15 protein-coding genes are annotated in these 16,861 nt (G+C 58.7%); 7 read left to right on the top strand and 8 right to left on the bottom strand.

The window, feature by feature from the left end:
• Nucleotides 1-67: 67 nt before the first annotated feature.
• Entirely contained in the window at nucleotides 68-1,141 is a 1,074-nt protein-coding gene (locus tag K3177_RS05085; RefSeq protein WP_221597371.1) for a DUF3667 domain-containing protein, read from the top strand.
• A gap of 66 nt (nucleotides 1,142-1,207) precedes the next feature.
• Here the strand turns inward: K3177_RS05085 and ftsH are convergent, their stop codons facing one another.
• The 6 genes from ftsH to K3177_RS05055 all read right to left on the bottom strand — a co-directional run bounded on the left by ftsH (nucleotide 1,208) and on the right by K3177_RS05055 (nucleotide 8,088).
• A complete protein-coding gene (gene ftsH, locus K3177_RS05080) occupies nucleotides 1,208-3,166 on the bottom strand; it encodes an ATP-dependent zinc metalloprotease FtsH (protein ID WP_221597370.1) in 1,959 nt (652 codons plus the stop codon).
• Nucleotides 3,167-3,259: 93 nt separating this feature from the next.
• Entirely contained in the window at nucleotides 3,260-3,883 is a 624-nt protein-coding gene (locus K3177_RS05075) for an exopolysaccharide biosynthesis protein (RefSeq protein WP_247714226.1), read from the bottom strand.
• 53 nt (nucleotides 3,884-3,936) lie between these two features.
• The gene (locus K3177_RS05070; RefSeq protein WP_221597368.1) at nucleotides 3,937-4,386 is read right to left on the bottom strand and encodes a MaoC family dehydratase; all 450 of its coding nucleotides are present in this window, start codon (nucleotides 4,384-4,386) and stop codon (nucleotides 3,937-3,939) included.
• On the bottom strand, nucleotides 4,386-5,804 hold the full coding sequence (locus K3177_RS05065) for an aldehyde dehydrogenase family protein (RefSeq protein WP_221597367.1): 1,419 nt from the start codon (nucleotides 5,802-5,804) through the stop codon (nucleotides 4,386-4,388). Before K3177_RS05065 ends, K3177_RS05070 begins: the two co-directional genes overlap by 1 nt.
• 25 nt (nucleotides 5,805-5,829) lie before the next feature.
• Nucleotides 5,830-6,909, bottom strand: coding sequence for a CaiB/BaiF CoA transferase family protein (locus K3177_RS05060; RefSeq protein ID WP_221597366.1), 1,080 nt, complete (start codon nucleotides 6,907-6,909; stop codon nucleotides 5,830-5,832).
• A 12-nt stretch (nucleotides 6,910-6,921) separates the two neighbouring features.
• Nucleotides 6,922-8,088, bottom strand: a complete 1,167-nt coding sequence (locus tag K3177_RS05055) for an acyl-CoA dehydrogenase family protein (RefSeq protein ID WP_221597365.1) — start codon at nucleotides 8,086-8,088, stop codon at nucleotides 6,922-6,924.
• A gap of 323 nt (nucleotides 8,089-8,411) precedes the next feature.
• Between K3177_RS05055 and K3177_RS05050 the strand changes: the two genes are divergently transcribed.
• The 5 genes from K3177_RS05050 to K3177_RS05030 all read left to right on the top strand — a co-directional run bounded on the left by K3177_RS05050 (nucleotide 8,412) and on the right by K3177_RS05030 (nucleotide 14,718).
• Entirely contained in the window at nucleotides 8,412-9,497 is a 1,086-nt protein-coding gene (locus K3177_RS05050; protein ID WP_221597364.1) for a DNA adenine methylase, read from the top strand.
• Nucleotides 9,494-11,707: a DNA methyltransferase family protein gene (locus K3177_RS05045; protein ID WP_221597363.1), complete on the top strand. Its 2,214-nt coding sequence runs from the start codon at nucleotides 9,494-9,496 to the stop codon at nucleotides 11,705-11,707. The genes K3177_RS05050 and K3177_RS05045 overlap by 4 nt, the downstream gene beginning before the upstream one ends.
• Nucleotides 11,707-12,324 carry a hypothetical protein gene (locus K3177_RS05040; RefSeq protein WP_221597362.1) on the top strand — a complete coding sequence of 206 codons (618 nt, stop codon included), beginning with the start codon at nucleotides 11,707-11,709 and terminating at the stop codon, nucleotides 12,322-12,324. Before K3177_RS05045 ends, K3177_RS05040 begins: the two co-directional genes overlap by 1 nt.
• Before the next feature lie 335 nt (nucleotides 12,325-12,659).
• Nucleotides 12,660-13,436, top strand: a complete 777-nt coding sequence (locus K3177_RS05035) for a 5-methylcytosine-specific restriction endonuclease subunit McrB (protein WP_221597361.1) — start codon at nucleotides 12,660-12,662, stop codon at nucleotides 13,434-13,436.
• A gap of 76 nt (nucleotides 13,437-13,512) precedes the next feature.
• Nucleotides 13,513-14,718 (top strand): 5-methylcytosine restriction system specificity protein McrC, encoded by a 1,206-nt coding sequence (locus K3177_RS05030; protein WP_221597360.1) that lies wholly within the window; start codon nucleotides 13,513-13,515, stop codon nucleotides 14,716-14,718.
• Here K3177_RS05030 and K3177_RS05025 read toward each other — a convergent pair.
• Entirely contained in the window at nucleotides 14,704-15,018 is a 315-nt protein-coding gene (locus tag K3177_RS05025) for a DUF6471 domain-containing protein (RefSeq protein WP_221597359.1), read from the bottom strand. The genes K3177_RS05030 and K3177_RS05025 overlap by 15 nt on opposite strands.
• A 199-nt stretch (nucleotides 15,019-15,217) precedes the next feature.
• Between K3177_RS05025 and K3177_RS05020 the strand changes: the two genes are divergently transcribed.
• Entirely contained in the window at nucleotides 15,218-16,243 is a 1,026-nt protein-coding gene (locus tag K3177_RS05020; protein WP_221597358.1) for an IS1595 family transposase, read from the top strand.
• Here K3177_RS05020 and K3177_RS05015 read toward each other — a convergent pair.
• The gene (locus tag K3177_RS05015; RefSeq protein WP_221597357.1) at nucleotides 16,233-16,739 is read right to left on the bottom strand and encodes a hypothetical protein; all 507 of its coding nucleotides are present in this window, start codon (nucleotides 16,737-16,739) and stop codon (nucleotides 16,233-16,235) included. The two genes, K3177_RS05020 and K3177_RS05015, sit on opposite strands and share 11 nt — an antisense overlap.
• Nucleotides 16,740-16,861 lie beyond the last annotated feature (122 nt).

Here is a 16,861-nt window from a genome sequence, read left to right as displayed (position 1 = left end):
CTTGGCGGCCTTTTTGCGTTGCAGCAAGGATGGCGCTGGCCTTATCCTGCAACTGACAGGAGGGCATATGAGCGAGTTCGGCGATGCATTCGGGACTGCAGTCGAAGGCGGCCTTTTCGCCAAGGCCGTGGGCCGCGGAAGCAAGGGCCTGCCAGAAGCTGCAGAGCTGCAGGCTGGCCACTTCGACGAAGGGGCATGCCTCAATTGCGGAACGGCGCTGACGGGCAACTATTGCCACGCCTGCGGCCAAAAAGCGCATCTGCACCGGACGCTGGGCGCCTTCTTGCATGATCTTCTGCATGGCGCCCTGCACTTCGAAGGCAAAACCTGGAAGACGCTGCCGAAGCTGGCGCTGAAGCCCGGCCAGCTTACGCGTCGCTACATAGAAGGCGAACGCGCATCCTTCGTTAGCCCGATGGGCCTGTTTCTGTTCTCCGTCTTTCTGATGTTCGCGGTTTTTCAGATCGCAGGGATTGGACTTTCTACCCCGGCGCAATTCGGTTCTGCCAGCCGCGACATCACGCACGCCATCGAAAATCTCGAACGCGAGCGCGCCGACTTGCGCGCCGAGCTTTCGGCGATGGAGCCCAACGACCCCGAGCGTTCCGAGACACAGGCGGATCTGGCCCGAGTGGAAGAACAGGTGACAACGCTGAACTCGCTGCCGGTTATGGGCCCCGGCGCGAAAGGACAGACGCAATGGAAATCCGGCATCGGGTGGTTCGACAAGACGATCAAGAAGTGGAACGATAACCCGAACCTGATGCTCTACAAACTGCAGAGCAACAGCTACAAATTCAGCTGGCTGCTGATCCCGCTGTCATTGCCGTTCGTCTGGCTGCTGTTCTTCTGGAAGCGCCGCTTCCGCGCCTATGACCACGCGATTTTCGTGACATATTCGATCGCGTTCATGTCGCTCCTGTTCATCGTCATATCCATCCTGGTGAAGGTCGGGGCGCCCGAGTGGTTATCGGCAGGTCTGGCGTTCATCGTGCCGCCGATCCACATCTACAAGCAATTGCGCCACGCATATGATCTGAACCGCTTTTCGGCTTACTGGCGCTTGGCGTTGCTGCTGATCTTCATCACCATCATTGCCAGCCTCTTCATCCAGCTGGTGTTCTTCCTCGGCGCGTTCTGACGACGCGAAAGAAAAAAGGGGCGCTCCCGCGAGGAGCGCCCCTTATGATTGGGTTGGCTATGGCCTTCAGGCACCTTGCGGCGCAGTGCCCCCGCCGAATTTCCTGCCGGCCTTAGGGACAGCGGCCCCCGCCAGCGGCTTGATCGTGACGGAACTCTTGGGTTCGTCCGGCCGGTCGATCTTGCCATCTTTCATCAGCTGATCGATTTCTTCCCCGGTCAGAGTCTCGTATTCAAGCATAGCCTGAGCAAGCAGGTGCAACTTGTCTTCCTGATCTGTCAGAATTTCCGTTGCCCGCTTCAGACCGTTTTCGACCAGATCCTTGATTTCGGCATCGATCAGCTTGTTCGTTTCAGCGCCGCCCATGGTACGCGCGGTCTGTCCCATGCCGAGATAGCCTTCCTGGCTCTGCTCGTACTGCAGGGGACCGAGCTTGTCCGACATGCCCCACTTGGTGACCATGTTCCGGGCGAGATCGGTGGCGTACTGAATGTCGCCGCTGGCACCGCTCGATACCTTGTCGTGACCGAAGATGATCTCTTCTGCGACGCGGCCGCCCATAGCGACCGCCAGATTCGCGTGCATCTTGTCGCGGTGGTAGGAATAGCTGTCCCGTTCAGGCAGACGCATGACCATGCCCAGCGCGCGGCCACGCGGAATGATCGTTGCCTTATGGATGGGATCGGATGCCGGCTCGTTCAGCGACACCAGCGCGTGGCCGGCCTCGTGATAAGCGGTCATCTTCTTCTCATCCTCGGTCATGACCATGCTGCGGCGCTCCGCGCCCATCATGACCTTGTCCTTGGCGTCTTCGAATTCCTGCATGGCGACCAGCCGCTTGTTGCGGCGCGCGGCAAGCAAGGCCGCTTCGTTACACAGGTTGGCGAGGTCCGCCCCCGAGAAACCGGGTGTTCCGCGCGCGATCGTGCGAGGATTGACGTCGGGCGCCAGCGGCAGCTTCTTCATATGAACGGCGAGGATTTTCTCGCGGCCATCGATATCCGGCACCGGCACCACGACCTGACGGTCGAAACGACCCGGACGCAGCAGCGCAGGATCGAGCACATCGGGGCGGTTCGTGGCGGCGATGATGATGATGCCTTCGTTCGCCTCGAAACCGTCCATTTCGACCAGCAGTTGGTTCAGCGTCTGCTCGCGCTCGTCGTTCGAATTGCCCAACCCATGGCCGCGTGAACGGCCAACGGCATCGATTTCGTCGATAAAGAGGATGCACGGGGCATTCTTCTTCGCCTGTTCGAACATGTCGCGCACGCGGCTTGCACCAACGCCGACGAACATTTCGACGAAGTCTGACCCGGAAATGGTAAAGAAAGGCACGCCCGCCTCGCCCGCAATGGCGCGAGCGAGCAGTGTCTTACCGGTGCCGGGCGAACCGACGAGCAGCGCACCCTTGGGAATCTGGCCGCCGAGTTTGGAGAAGCGCTGCGGATCCTTGAGGAATTCGACGATTTCTTCCAGCTCTTCGCGAGCTTCATCGATGCCGGCGACATCGGCGAACGTAACCTTGCCCTGGCGTTCGGTCAGCAGCTTGGCTTTCGATTTTCCGAAACCCATCGCCCCGCCAGCGCCGCCGCCCTTCTGGACCTGTCGCAAGGCGAAGAATGCGATACCGAGGATCAGCACGAATGGCAGGATCTGGATCAGTGCGTAGAGCAGGATATTACCGTTATCGGCTTCCGCACCCGAATAGCGCACGCCATTGTCTTCGAGCAGCTGAGGCAGCGATGTGTCGTTGGCCACGGGAATGGTCGAAAACTGTTCGCCATTCTTCATCTCCCCCACGATCTGCGTTTCGGAAATCTGCACATTGGCAACCGAGCCTTCGGCGACCTTGTCGCGGAAGTCGGAATAGAGCAGCTGCGTGCCATTGCCGCTGCTGCTGCCACCAAAGAACGAGACGACCATCAGCAGGGCGAGAAAAATGCCGCCCCAGATCATCAGGCTCTTCACCCAGGGGTTGGGTCCGTTGCCTTCGGGCTCGGGGGGAGAATTCTGCTCGCTCATTCGCGGGTTCCTTTCATTCCCGAGTATGTAGGATACCACAGGTGAATGGCAAGTTGACCCGTGCCCGCAATTTTACGCGTGCCGCAGCGCGGTTCACAGGAACGGCAGACCGCCGCCGTCGCCCGAAGAATTCAGGAACATGTAAAGGCCCGCCCCGGCCGCAATGCAGGTGAAGACAAGCGCGGCAAGGACGAGCGCACCGTCCCGCACGGTAAGAGCCAGTCCCAACACCGCGATGGCGAGCATGGGGAAGGAACTGGCGAAGGGCAGAAATTCGAGTGGCGGCACCGTACAGCACAATGCGATGATGAGGATCGCAACCAGTTTGATAGCGATGCCTTCGGTCAGTATTTCGAGGCGACCTTCGCTGTGCCGGTCGAGAAATTTGCCGATACCGCGAAGCTTGCTGACCGCCTTGTGAAGCTTCTTGGAACCGACCGCCCGATTCTGCACGAACTGCGGCATCCAGACATGGTCGCGCCCAATGAGGAGCTGAACCGCTATCAGCGCGATGAACAGCGCGAGAGCGGTTGGCAGTCCCGGTATGCCGCCGATCGGCGAAAGTTCGAGCAAGGCCGGAAGCATTATGAAGGGGCCGAAGCTGCGTTCGCCGAAATCGTCCAGAACATCCGCGACGCAGACCTTGTCGCCGTGCGAAGCAAGCTCGTCGAGCTCGCTGAGCACTTCGGTTACGCTGGATGGTTCGTGATGCGCCAACTGCAACTCCCTCGCGCACGAAACGCCCATACGGCGAAAAGGTTACGCGCGGATCATCCCGCCTTCTTCAGCAAAGCCGAACGTTCGCAGCGGCATACCACTTCGCCGCGCTGGTTCACGGCTTCATGCATGAAGGTGACGATCCCCGTGTCCGGCCGCGATTTGCTTTCGCGCAGAGCGATGACTTCGCTGGTTGCATGAAGCGTGTCGCCGATGAAAACCGGCTTGGGCATGACCAGCTTGTCATAGCCAAGATTGGCGACCAGCGTGCCGAGCGTGGTATCCCCCACGCTCAACCCCACCATCAGCGAAAAAGTATAGGTCCCGTTGACGAGGATCTGTCCAAATTCACTCTCCTTGGCCGCTTCCACATCGAGATGAAGTGGCTGGGGATTGTGGGTCATCACGGTGAAGAAGAGGTTGTCCGCTTCCGTCACCGTGCGCCGTATTTCATGCGTCAGCTTGTCGCCGACCGTCCATTCATCGAAGTGCCTGCCTGCCATCAGCTGTGACCCATGACGGCTTTCACCTCGAGGAAGTCGTGGAAGCCCCATTCACCCCATTCGCGGCCATTGCCCGATTTCTTGTAACCGCCGAAAGCCGCGTTCATGTCGTAACCGCCATTGATCGCAACCCGCCCGGCACGGATGCGCTTGGCGAGGCTGCGGGCGAGTTCGATATCTTCGCCGGTGATCGCGCTGGCGAGGCCGTATTCGGTATCGTTGGCGATGCGAATGGCATCATCGTAATCGTCGTAGCCCAGAATGCAGAGCACGGGACCGAAGATTTCTTCGCGCGCGATGGTCATGTCGTTGTCGACATCGGCGAAGACGGTCGGCTTGACGAAGTGACCTGTTTCGAGGCCCTCCGGCTTGCCGGGACCGCCAGCGACCAATGTCGCGCCTTCCTCGATGCCTTTTTCGATCAGGCTCTGAATCTTGTCCCATTGGGTACGGCTGACTACCGGTCCGATTGCGGCATTGCCCTTGGGATCGCCGGGAATGACACCCTCTGCCGCTTCCCTGGCGGCAGCCTTGGCTTCCTCCATGCGCTTGCGCGGCACGAGCATGCGCGAAGGGGCGGTACAGGTCTGGCCCGAATTGCCCATCATCGCGACTGTGCCCTTGGCGACCGACTTTGCAAACGACCCGTCATCGAGGACGATGTTCGGGCTCTTGCCACCCAGTTCCTGCGCCACGCGCTTGACCGTATCGGCCGCGTTCTTGGCAATCAGCACGCCGGCACGGGTCGAGCCGGTAAAGCTGACCATGTCGATGTCGGGATGACCCGAGATCGCCTCGCCGACACCTGGACCGTCGCCGTTGATCAGATTGAAGACACCGGCAGGCACACCAGCCGCGTCGAGGATTTCAGCGAATATGTAAGCGTTGAAGGGTGCAATCTCGCTGGGCTTGAGGATCATGGTGTTGCCCGTCGCAAGCGCCGGGAAGACCTTGCAGGCGATCTGGTTGAGCGGCCAGTTCCACGGAGTGATCATGCCGACAACGCCGATCGGTTCCCACACGTGAAGCGTCGGGCCGTCCTGGCGTTCGAACTCGAAGCCTTCGAGAATTTCGATGGCCTTTTGGCAGTGGCCGGCGAGCAAGCCGACATGCGGGCCGTTGGCAAGGCTCATCGGGGCGCCCATTTCATCGCTGACGGCAGTGGCGAGTTCTTCCTTGCGGCTTTCGATCTCGGCCTGGATCGCGCGCAGCAGCGTCAGCCGATCTTCCCTGCTCGTCTGGCTGAAGCTTTCGAAAGCATGGCGCGCTGCCGCCACGGCCTTGTCGACATCGGCCTTCGTGCCGAAGCTGATCTGGCCGATCGTTTCCTCGGTCGCCGGGTTTTCGACGTCGACGGTGTTTGCAGCCTCGGGGGCGACCCATTGGCCATCGATGTAGAATTTGGTGCAATCGCGCATGGGAATCTCTCCTTTGCGCGGTTCACTAGCCTCCTTCGGACCAGCGCGCCACCACTGCATCGCCATCCTGAACGCTGTCGCGGATGGTCGCGGGCGTCCGGTCGAAACGCGGTGCAGGTGCCGTATGCCAGCGCCCGCCATGTTCGACGAACGCACCGCGCGCCTTCATATGCGAATGGTCTTTCGCGTGATCGAGCGGGACGACCGGCGCGAAACAGGCATCGGTTCCTTCGAGCAGTTCACACCATTCGTCCTGCGTTTTCGTCGCGAACAGATTCGCAAGATCGTGGGCATAGCTGTCCCATTTCGACGGATCCATCTGCGCTTCCCGCAGGTGATCGGGCGCATCGGCACGCTGAAGCAATTCGGCATAGAATTGCGGCTCGATGGCCCCCACGCTGATTTCCTTCCCGTCCTTGCAGGTATAGCAGCGGTAGAAATGCGCGGCCCCGCCCAGCAGGCCCGCGCCGCGATCGACCGTGCGCAAGGCGCTGTGCGGTTGGCCGTAGAAGAAACTCATCAAGCTGGTGACGCCGTCGACGATCGCCGCATCGACAACCTGACCCTTGCCGCTGCTGGTCCGTTCGAACAACGCCGCGAGGATGCCCATGGCGCAATACATCGAACCGCCGCCGAAATCGCCGACGAGGTTCTGTGGCGGCACCGGAAGTTCTCCGCGCTTGCCGATCGCATCCAGTGCGCCGGTGATGGCGATGTAATTGAGATCATGCCCGGCTGCTTGTGCCAAGGGGCCGTCCTGTCCCCAGCCGGTCATGCGGGCGTAGATGAGAGTCGGATTGGCCGAGAGCAGATCATCGGGTCCGAGACCGAGCCGCTCCATCACTCCGGGACGAAAACCTTCTATCAGCACATCGGCGTGCTTCAGCGCTGTCCTGACGAAGGCCTGGCCGTCCTCGCTCTTCAGATCGACCGCGACACGGTGGCGCGCGCGTTCGACGACGGGATTCATCGGCTGATGGCCGGACCGTTCGATCCGCACGACTTCCGCCCCCATGTCGGCCAGCATCATCGCGACGTGGGGCCCCGGGCCGATGCCCTGGAATTCGACGACCTTGAGGCCGGTCAGCGGACCGTTGCTCGACATATTGCTCTCTCCCTAAAAGCTTTTCGGCAGATCCAGCACATGCGTTGCCACATGGCTCAGGATCAGATTGGTGCTGATCGGCGCGACCTGATACAAGCGCGTCTCGCGAAACTTGCGCTCCACATCGTATTCCTCGGCGAAGCCGAAGCCGCCATGCGTCTGGATGCACATGTCGGCCGCAAACCAGCTCGCCTCGCTCGCCAGCATCTTGGCCATGTTCGCCTCCGTCCCCGCGCCTTCCCCGGCGTCGAACATTCGCGCGGCCTTGGTCACCATTTCGGCAGCTGCGGAGAGCTGGACGTACGCGCGCGCGATAGGAAACTGGATACCCTGATTTTCGCCGATCGCGCGACCGAAGACATTGCGATCCTTCGCGTAAGCCGAAGCGCGGTCGATAAAAAAGCGCCCATCGCCAATGCATTCGCTGGCAATAAGAATCCGCTCGGCATTCATACCGGAAAGGATGTAGCGAAAGCCCTTCCCCTCCTCCCCGATCAGTGCGCTGGCTGGTACGCGCAGATCGTCGAAGAACAGCTCCGTCGTCGCGTGATTGAGCATGGTCCGCACAGGCCTCACGGTCAGCCCGTTGCCGACCGCCTCGCGCATATCGACCAGAAGCACGCTCATGCCATCGGACGGCTTGGCGCATTCGTCGCGCGGGGTGGTGCGGCATAGCAGCACCATCAGGTCGGAATGCTCGGCGCGGCTGATCCAGATTTTCTGACCATTGACGATGTAGTCGTCGCCCTCCCGCCGAGCGAAGGTCGAGATACGGGTGGTGTCGGTACCGGCACCCGGCTCGGTCACACCGAAGGCTTGCAGGCGCAATTCCCCGCTTGCGATCTTGGGAAGATAGGTGCGCTTCTGTTCTTCCGATCCATGCTTGAGAAGCGTACCCATCGTGTACATCTGCGCATGGCAGGCCCCGCCGTTCGAGCCTGAACGATGGATTTCTTCCAAGACGGCGCATGCCGCCTCCAGGCCAAGGCCCGATCCGTCATATTCTTCCGGTATCAGGACCGACAGAAACCCTGCCTCGGTCAGCGCAGTAACGAACTCGGTCGGATAGGCGCGCTCACGGTCGAGCTGTTGCCAGTACTCGCCTGGAAACTTCGCACATAGTCGCCGGACCGCATCGCGGATTTCCGGAAAGGTCTCGCTCAAAACTCCGTCTCCCATTGCAACCTGTCTGGCGCGGGAATTCGGCTTTGGCAACGGTGATTGGAAGAATGCGGCATTATGGCGCAGTGGAACCAGCTATTGACCGTGATCTTCAAATCGCACGGCAGATTGGGGCATTCGCGTCTAAGCCTCCTTCCGCAATTCTAGGATGTGAGAGCGCAAAGCCCAATCAATCAGATTGGAGGCAGTCGGTCTTCAGAGGGTCGTCGATCCGAAAAATTTAGTCATGCAGAACAGATTGGAAACAAGTTGCTTGGCCCCTGCGCATTTTTCATCCTAGAATAGGGATAAATCGATCGCGCCGGGGAGACATAGCAACAATGACCTTCAGATATCTTGGCTCGAAGGCCCGGCTTTCCAATTCTCTCTCCGAACTTATCGCAACACCTACCTCGGCCGATGGCCGTTTCATTGATGCCTTTGCAGGCACTGGGGCGGTTGCAGAGATCGCAGCCTCCAATGGTTGGGCGGTGCAGGTCAATGACGCTCTTCCTTCAGCTGTAGTCATGTCCACTGCGCGTCTCCTATCGCTCGGCGAAGCAAAATTTGAAAGCCTGGGCGGCTACTCATCCGCAGTGGGGCGACTAAATGCCGTCGTGGCCAAACCCGGATATTTTCATTGCACTTACAGCCCGGCGTCGGAGGCCTGCGACGCAGACGGTGTGAAGCGAATGTATCTCACTGAGCGGAACGCAGCACGCCTCGATAGCATCCGCGCCGAGATCGCCGACTGGAAGGATAAAACCCTGATCAGTGACGATGAGGAGTGCCTCCTGCTCGCTGACCTCATCTCCGCAGTCAATCGAGTTGCGAACATTGCCGGCACCTACGGCTGTTTTTTGTCCAAGTGGCAGGCGAACTCGCAGCGCTTGCTGGAGATGACCCCTCGACGCTTGCGGCTGACCCCGACAGACCGAATTAGCCGCATCGGTAACGCCGAGGAGCTTCACGTGAAGAAGCAGGACCTAGTTTATCTGGATCCACCCTATACCAAGCGGCAGTATGCCTCCTACTATCACATCCTCGATAGCATCGTGCTCAACGACCAGCCCAACGTCGAAGGTGTCAGCGGTCTCCGGCCGTGGAAGGCAAAAGCCTCGAGCTTCTGCTACAAGCGCCGGGCTCTGGACGCTCTCGTCGATTTGATGGCAAATATCGGCTCATCCCGCATTCTTCTCTCCTACAGTTCAGAGGGGCACATACCACTCGATGACCTGATGGCAGCGTTAAGCGAGATAGGAGATTTTCAAATTCATGAAATCGACGGTGTAGGTCGGTATCGGCCGAACGTCGCCGCCAGCGCCCGCGGCGATGCTGTCACTGAATACATCGTCGACTTCCGTCATTTTGGCGCCTCGTCTGAGACGGAAAACGCCAAGACGAGCATGGAGGTTCAATACGCATGAGCTCACCCGTTCCATTCGAGCGCAAGCTGCTGTCGGCCGCCGAGAAGCGCCTCGAGACCTTCGTTGGGGCCGAGGGTGAGGGTTCGCCGGCCGAGCGACGCTTGCAGGCGTTGGAGGCCGTGTCGTCTCGATTGGGAGGATATGCCCTCAAGGGATATCACAGCCTGTTTTCCATCAACACAATCGAACCGTTCTGCAAGCTGGACCGCGTCGCGGAAGAGATTCTCGACCTTATTGGCGAGACAGGCATTCCCGCGCCGCTGGCGTTGTCCGCGCTAGCGCGGGAACGACTAGCCACGCAGGATCAGCGGAAGGCGGGTGCGCACTACACGGATTTCAGGCTTGCTTCCTACGTGGGTCGCAAGGCCGCTCAACTCAACAGCGCTCGTCGCCCGATTGTAGATGCAGCTTGTGGTTCCGGGATTCTACTCGTCGCCTCGGCGCTTGAGACATGCGGCTCGGATCGCAAGGAAATGGGCACTTTCCTCGCCGAGGGCGTCGTGGCAGGCGACGTCTCGCAAGTGGCTCAGCGGGGAGCAAGACTGGCACTATCATCCCTCACCGCTGACCTTGGGGCGATCGAGAGCCTGACCTCGCGATGGTATGTTGGTGATAGTCTCATGCGCCCAGTGGACGAATGGTTTGATGGTGTGAGGGACGGCTTTGGCGCCGTGGTAGGCAATCCCCCATGGGAGAAAGTGAAAATCCATCGCCACGAAGAGGCCCTCTCTCGGGGACACCAGGGCCACTACGGCGGAGTTCCCGATCAAGAATCTCTTTTCGACCTCGCTGACCTCCGAGCCGCAAAGAAAGACTACGCGAAGATGCTCTCGTCGGTGCACGATCTCGACGGGGAAGTCGACCTGTTCGCGGCGTTCACCAGACTGATGGCGGAGCTAGCGAAAGATGGCTCGATGGTGGCCCTGCTGCCCGCAGGGTTGATACGATCAAAGGGCACCGCTTCCCTTCGCACTGAGATCTTCGAGACGTTTGACGAGGTCGAGGTGACCATCTTCGACAACCGCCCTAGGTTCTTCTCCATCGACACGCGCTTCAAGTTCCTCGCGGTCAGCGGGAGGCATGGTGGGACGCAAGTAAATACCAGCAAGATTATCCTCGGCCATGGGACGTGTCCGGAAAACGAATGTGTCCTCGAAGGTGTCACTAGCATATCGAAATCATCGCTGGAGAGTGTGAGGCCGGACCTATCTCTTCCCGAAGTTGGCAGCCCGGCCGAGTGGCGCCTCTTTCAGAAGATGAGCCGTAGGGGACAAGCCTGGAGCAGCCGGGAAGACCCATGGTATCCCGAGTTCTCGCGGGAGATAGATATGACTCGCGAACGTTCGCGGTTTCTCGATTTACCGGCGAAGGACTCTCTTCCGCTCGTTGAAGGCCGAATGGTCCACCAGTTCCGCTTCGGTGCAAAGACCTACGTCGAAGGCTCAGGACGTCGGGCCATCTGGCAACCTAACCCCATCGGTGGAGCGGTCATCGAGCCGCAGTTCTACGTCCGTGCCGACGATGTGCCCTCGAGCGCGAGCGCTCGCACCGGTCAACCAAGGGCGTCGTTCTGCGATATCGCCGGGCAGACCAACGAGCGGTCGATGATGGCAGCCGTCGTTCCTGCGGGTGTCGTTTGTGGCAACAAAGTCCCGACAGTCGTATTCCCGAACGCCCTGGGCCAAAACAATCTTCACCTGTGGTGCGCGCTGGTGAATAGCCTGGCCTTCGACTGGATGCTCAGACGCGTCCTTACCACCACGGTTAACTACTTCCTCCTCCAAAGCGTCCCTTTGCCGCCTGTGCGGCCGGGTGAATTGCCGGCACGACGTATCATAGAAAGCGCGAAGCGCATCGCGGACGTCGACGTGTCGGGCAGGACGGATGCCGCAGAGATCATTGCTGCGGAAAGGCTCGCGATCGACTTGCTGTGCTTCAGGGCATATGGACTTGGCGGGGACGAAATCGCCACCATCATGGCCGACTTCCCGAGCCTCGATCGCAGCCAGCCACCGATCCCCGGCGAGAGGCGGTCTACTGTGACGCGAGACTATATCCTCAGCGCCGTTCCGGGTTCAATTAGATCTCAATCTACCGAGCGGTTAACCCTCGCTCAGGCGCAAGGCGCAATCGCCTACGTGCCATCTCAGATCAACACTGAAGAGGCTGCACCCTATGCGGGCAGTTCTGCGAACCACCGAGGTAAGTAATGTCTAGCACCGCAGTTCAGCGCTACGTCTTCAGAGAACTCAGGGAAGGCGACCTCGAGAAGTTCAATGCGACTTCGTCGACGAGTGGCACAGGGGGAGGTGCGCGAGATATTCGGTTCCGCTCGCCCAGCAAGTTTGATCCCGTGTTCGCCTCGATGTTTCCAAATCGAAAGGCGGAAACCAGACGTGATGGCGCCGGCACATACACGTCGACAATTTATCACGCAGATGTCGCTGTGCATATCGCACACACCAATGTGCCTCCATCAGATCCGCGCGTTCAGAATTACGGGTCCGATCAACTGGTCATTGATACCCTAGAGTATTGGCCTCCCGCGAGAACAGGCCGCTATAAAGACGAGTCTCGTGTCGGCCGGGTCAACAAGTTTTCTCTGAATCCGCCACGTAGTCAAGGAACAGTCTTTGCGCTCATCTATCAGGACGGAACGCCCCTCAGCCCTCGACTAAGCTTCGTTACCGAGGACGCCGTAAAGAACCGCATGTGGGAAAAGAGCGTCAACGACTTCTTCTCTGACTTATTCCTTCAACTTCCTGCCAAAGGCGCCGTGATGGGATACCGGGACCTCGTGAGCAATCAAACATGGGTGAACCTCTAATGTCTGCTTCCCCTCAGACTCAGGCAATCCTCGACGCTCTTGCAGCCAACCATAATGTGGTGCTTACCGGGCCTCCTGCCGTCGGTAAGACTCATTTGATGCAAGAAGTTGCCGATGCCTTCATGGCCGTGAGCGCAACAGCCGTTCCGAATGTGCCTCAATCGAGCACCGGACCGATTGCAATCCCGGCGGCTGCGCCGACCGGCAGCGCGGGGGCCTCTGTGCCGAGTCCCAGCCGGTCTCAGAGATACGTCGACAGAATCGCATTTTCCGCAAATACGAAGCATCGAGACTTTACCAGTGCTTATGTCCCAGTCGTGGGCGGCGCTGGGGGTATGTCTTTTAGAGTCGAAACTGGTGCGCTGATCCGCGCTAATGAGGCGGCTCTGAATGGCGCTGCATCTCTCTTAGTGATTGACGAACTGAACCGCGGGCCAGCAGTGCAGTTATTCGGCGACGGAATCGTCGCGATCGACACAAGCAAACGCCTCAAGGACGACGATACGGTCGGCACCAATAGCTTCCCTATGCAGGTCCTTGATGCGAGCGGAAACACAAGCAAGGTTCATCTTTCGAATCATCTCTACATTCTTTGCTCGATGAACCAGGCGGACACCTCGATCGAACCGCTCGACGTGGCGTTTCTGAGGCGCTTTCTCCCCCTGAAAATCGAACCTAGCCTAGACATCGCACGCCACTACCTGAATGCCAGTGGGGCTTCTTCTTCCCTTGGTGCCAGCGCTTCGTCGTCAGGGGAGGTAACGGAAGCACTCGTCAGGGCTTGGGAGAAGGTGAACTCCCGCATCGTAAATGGCCGGTCGGAGGACTTCCAGATTGGCCACGGTATCTTCATGGACCATCCTGCTCCCGCTTCGGTGCATGACGCAAGCGCAGCTGCCGTAGGCTGGTGGAAGAAGATCGAAGCGCACACCATGGAGGTCTTCTACGGCGACAGCATCGGTGCCGGAGTAGTTCTTAACGCCGGCAATGATACCGCTGGTTATCGGCTCGTAAACGCCTCTTTTGGTGACGATGAGCGCCAGAAGATCGTTGCACCAGCAGTCGGTGAGCAGAATATCTACGAGCTCCTTCTACGTGTTGCCGGTAGCTAGCGCCATCCATCGGCCCGTAATTACGGAATACGGATCGGCCACGCACATCGTCCCCGAACTGGCCACGGCGTTGGGCATGCCCAACGAAGCGGTTGAGGCACTTATTCTGCGGCGCGGCGAAGTCATCAGACGAAGGCATGGACTGAAGGAGAACCCCCTATCATCGGGCCGCGACGGTTTCCGCTCCAAGGGCATTGCTGGCGTCGTCTCACTATCACCTACGATAAATCTTGAGATCAGGCCAAAATTCGCGGGGCCAAGTGACAATTGGCGTGCCGATCTGATCTTTCTGGCGTTGATATCTGCGAGCGGACGACTCGATTTCAATTCGTCAATCGCTGCCGATACCGCCAAGACCGCGACACTTGCAGACTTGGTTGCCCGGGTGGTCTTGAACACCATCCAGCTCAACCACAGGCATCCGTTGAGGCTTCGCCGGAGGGAAAACTTCCAAAGCTTCGAGATACAGCATGAGGTTGATCCCGAGGTGTTCTTCAACCCAGGGGAGGATGGATGGCTGCAGCAGCGCTATGTGACAACTTGGGATAATGAGTTTTGGGCTACCATCCGCGCTGGGATGCTCATGCTCGAAACCTCTGTCAGGGACGTCCACCTCATCATGAGATTGCGCGAGGTGGCCTCGCGCTGGGGAACGACAACAGCTTTGCCAAGCCGCCATCGCCGGATTCTCCCGCCACGCCTCAATCAATGGCAGACGACCTATGATATATGCTTCGACATTCTGCAGGGCTCCACATTGTCTCCCGGTTTTGGAGGGTTCCAGTCGTTTGAATTTACGCTGGATATGTGGAGGGTTTGGGAAACGCTCGTAAGCAAATCGCTTGTCACGACATTCGGCGCTGACAAGGTAGCGCTGCAAGAAGATTTCCAGCTCGGGATTGTGCAAAGGGCTACACACAGCGGCCCCATAACGGTCAGGCCCGACGGGCTCCTTGTAGGTCCAACGCCTACCGTTATTGATGCGAAATATAAGGGGCGATGGGACAAGGACGCCGAACCGATTACTGCAGCCGACCGCTACGAAGCAATGGCTTTCATGGAGGCCAGCGGATCAGATCTGACGGTTCTTCTCTACCCGGATTTGGCGGGTCGAAGCGTTAGCGATCCGCCTCGGTTGGTGCAGCGCGAGAAAGTGCCTCAAGGAATAATTTGCGCCGTATCCATTGGGCTTGGTGGCATCTCGGCTCCAGGCGGTCGCAAGAGCTTTGCGACCGGAGTCTATAACGCGGTCAACGATGCGACCAGCCTAGCCTTCTCCTGACGAACTAGGAAGAGATGCAATTTTTCGGGCCATCAATTGAGCTCCCCCCTTACCGCTTGCTTCTTCAAGTGACGAGGGAATGTGGATCCACTCCGCCTCAAGCGCCTTGAGGCATTGCATCAAGAACACCGCAGTGAAACGACCACGGGCAACCTTGTTCCGCAAGTTCACCTCGTTGTCGTGCACGCCTATTTCCTCGAGCCGCTCGGCCAAGACAGCATAGGAAACACCCCGCTGCATCATCGCTGCGCGAAGGGTGTTCTTCGCGAGAGCTTCCCAGACTTTCTCGTCATTTGCCATCGACGCGGTTCCTCCTTTGCGAACCTTGTAGGACGCAGATTCCGCTACGCCAACCGGCGATGCATATGATACTGAAGGCGAACGCCATCACAAATGATGGTAATTTCTCTAGACAAGCTCGCCATACCACCATATATGCTGGTATTCACTACCAGAAACTATGGCGCAGCACTTCCTCCTTTCTCCACAATGCCGGTCGATGAGTCTTCTCACCATCGCCGAAATGTCGGAGGATTCTGCCCACGAGAAATTCAAGGGCATCATCTGGGAGGCCAACGGCGGAAATCCGATCTGCCCCGAATGCGGCTGCACCGATGTTTGGATGATCCGCAAGAACCGCCGCTGGAAATGCTCGGACAAGGCGTGCCGCGCGCAATTCAGTGTGACCAGCCATACCATCTTCAAGGATCGCAAGCTGACGTTCCGCAAGATCCTGATGGCGTGTGCGATCTTCGCCAACGGAGTGATGGGAGTAGCTGCGTGCCGGCTCTCACGAGAGATTGACATCACCTACAAGTCCGCCTGGGTCCTGCTCCAAAAAGTAAGAGACGCTATGGGCAAGGACGCTGAGGCGATGCAGCTGGGCGGCGTGGTCGAGATTGATGGTGCCGTGTTCGGCGGCAGCCTTCCCCGCCTGCCCAATTCCAAAGAGCTGTGGGCCGAGTTCAAGAAGAAGCACAAGGCGGCAGCGAAGAAGAAGCAAAAGCTCATCGTCGTCATGCGGGAGCGTGACGATCACGAAGCGGGCGTCATCGGCCGTCTGCGCACCTTCCTGCTTGGCAAGGAGGGTGACGCCATCGAAATCGCACGAGATACTCTACTGCCGGATACCGTCGTCCATGCGGATATGAGCCCCCAGTGGGAGCCTCTGCACATGCTCTTCGATACAAAGCGCATCAACCACTCGGAGCACTTCTCGAAGGACGGTGCCTGCACCAATATGGCCGAGAGCTTTTTCGAGAGGATGCGCTGTGCCGAGCGAGGCGTCCACAAGCATATCTCTGGTGCCCATATTCATCGATACGCGATGGAACTGGGATGGAGGGAGCAATACCGCCGCAGGTCCAATGGTGAACATCTGCATCTAATGATCTCGACCATTGGTCGCACGCCACCCTCAAAGACGCTCGTCGGATATTGGCAAGGTCGCAAGTCAAAGAGGGTTGGTCCTTATCCGGCTAATGATCAGGACGGGGATGACGCTATAGCCTACCTTACAGGCTAGATGCCTTCGAGGCGCCGGCTGGGAGAATAAACCACTTCCTACCGTAACCCTCGGTGCAATCGACAAACTTGCCCTGCTTTGCGCGTAGACTTGCATCGATGGCAGTCTTCACTCGAGCAACCAAGTCGCGCTCCTTTGGATCCAGTCCTTTTCGCTGCACAACGAGGCGCGCGATTTCAACGGTCCGCATTTCGCGACTCTCTTCCCGCATGACGTCGAATGCCATTCGCGTAACTTCGCCGGAGTCGAAAGGAAGCTTGGAAACAAACTTCCTGCTTGGCCGCACCGACTTCGGGTTCCATCCCGGGGCGATCTCTCCCATGATTACCTTTGCGCTCTCAAGAAGGAGTTCGACCTTCTCTAGACGCTCACGTTTCTCGTCGAGCTTCGCATACGCGGCTTCAATATCTTCGATATCTTTTTCGATAGATTGATGCTCGCCTAGCCAGTCAGCAAATTTGCTTTCCAAGTTCGTCCGGAGATTCGTGTATCCCATCCGTCAAATAGACAGAACCGCCTATCCTGTTGCAAGAACTTGGTCTTTGGTTCTGGGGAAAATCCATCCTACAATGCAGGACCGACGGAACGCTCTGTCATTGCGCCTGACATCGCCGACCT

The sequence above is a fragment of the Qipengyuania pacifica genome (assembly GCF_019711555.1).
GTDB lineage: Bacteria > Pseudomonadota > Alphaproteobacteria > Sphingomonadales > Sphingomonadaceae > Qipengyuania > Qipengyuania pacifica.
This window is presented reverse-complemented; position numbering and strand designations above follow the sequence as displayed.

Excerpts from the sequence above, each read along its gene's own strand:
- K3177_RS05055 (WP_221597365.1), bottom strand. The coding sequence starts at position 8,088 with ATGGGAGACGGAGTTTTGAGCGAGACCTTTCCGGAAATCCGCGATGCG.
- K3177_RS05035 (WP_221597361.1), top strand. The coding sequence starts at position 12,660 with ATGTCTTTTAGAGTCGAAACTGGTGCGCTGATCCGCGCTAATGAGGCG.
- K3177_RS05070 (WP_221597368.1), bottom strand. The coding sequence starts at position 4,386 with ATGGCAGGCAGGCACTTCGATGAATGGACGGTCGGCGACAAGCTGACG.
- K3177_RS05025 (WP_221597359.1), bottom strand. The coding sequence starts at position 15,018 with ATGGCAAATGACGAGAAAGTCTGGGAAGCTCTCGCGAAGAACACCCTT.
- K3177_RS05060 (WP_221597366.1), bottom strand. The coding sequence starts at position 6,909 with ATGTCGAGCAACGGTCCGCTGACCGGCCTCAAGGTCGTCGAATTCCAG.
- K3177_RS05065 (WP_221597367.1), bottom strand. The coding sequence starts at position 5,804 with ATGCGCGATTGCACCAAATTCTACATCGATGGCCAATGGGTCGCCCCC.
- ftsH (WP_221597370.1), bottom strand. The coding sequence starts at position 3,166 with ATGAGCGAGCAGAATTCTCCCCCCGAGCCCGAAGGCAACGGACCCAAC.
- K3177_RS05030 (WP_221597360.1), top strand. The coding sequence starts at position 13,513 with ATGCCCAACGAAGCGGTTGAGGCACTTATTCTGCGGCGCGGCGAAGTC.
- K3177_RS05040 (WP_221597362.1), top strand. The coding sequence starts at position 11,707 with ATGTCTAGCACCGCAGTTCAGCGCTACGTCTTCAGAGAACTCAGGGAA.
- K3177_RS05050 (WP_221597364.1), top strand. The coding sequence starts at position 8,412 with ATGACCTTCAGATATCTTGGCTCGAAGGCCCGGCTTTCCAATTCTCTC.
- K3177_RS05015 (WP_221597357.1), bottom strand. The coding sequence starts at position 16,739 with ATGGGATACACGAATCTCCGGACGAACTTGGAAAGCAAATTTGCTGAC.
- K3177_RS05085 (WP_221597371.1), top strand. The coding sequence starts at position 68 with ATGAGCGAGTTCGGCGATGCATTCGGGACTGCAGTCGAAGGCGGCCTT.
- K3177_RS05020 (WP_221597358.1), top strand. The coding sequence starts at position 15,218 with ATGAGTCTTCTCACCATCGCCGAAATGTCGGAGGATTCTGCCCACGAG.
- K3177_RS05045 (WP_221597363.1), top strand. The coding sequence starts at position 9,494 with ATGAGCTCACCCGTTCCATTCGAGCGCAAGCTGCTGTCGGCCGCCGAG.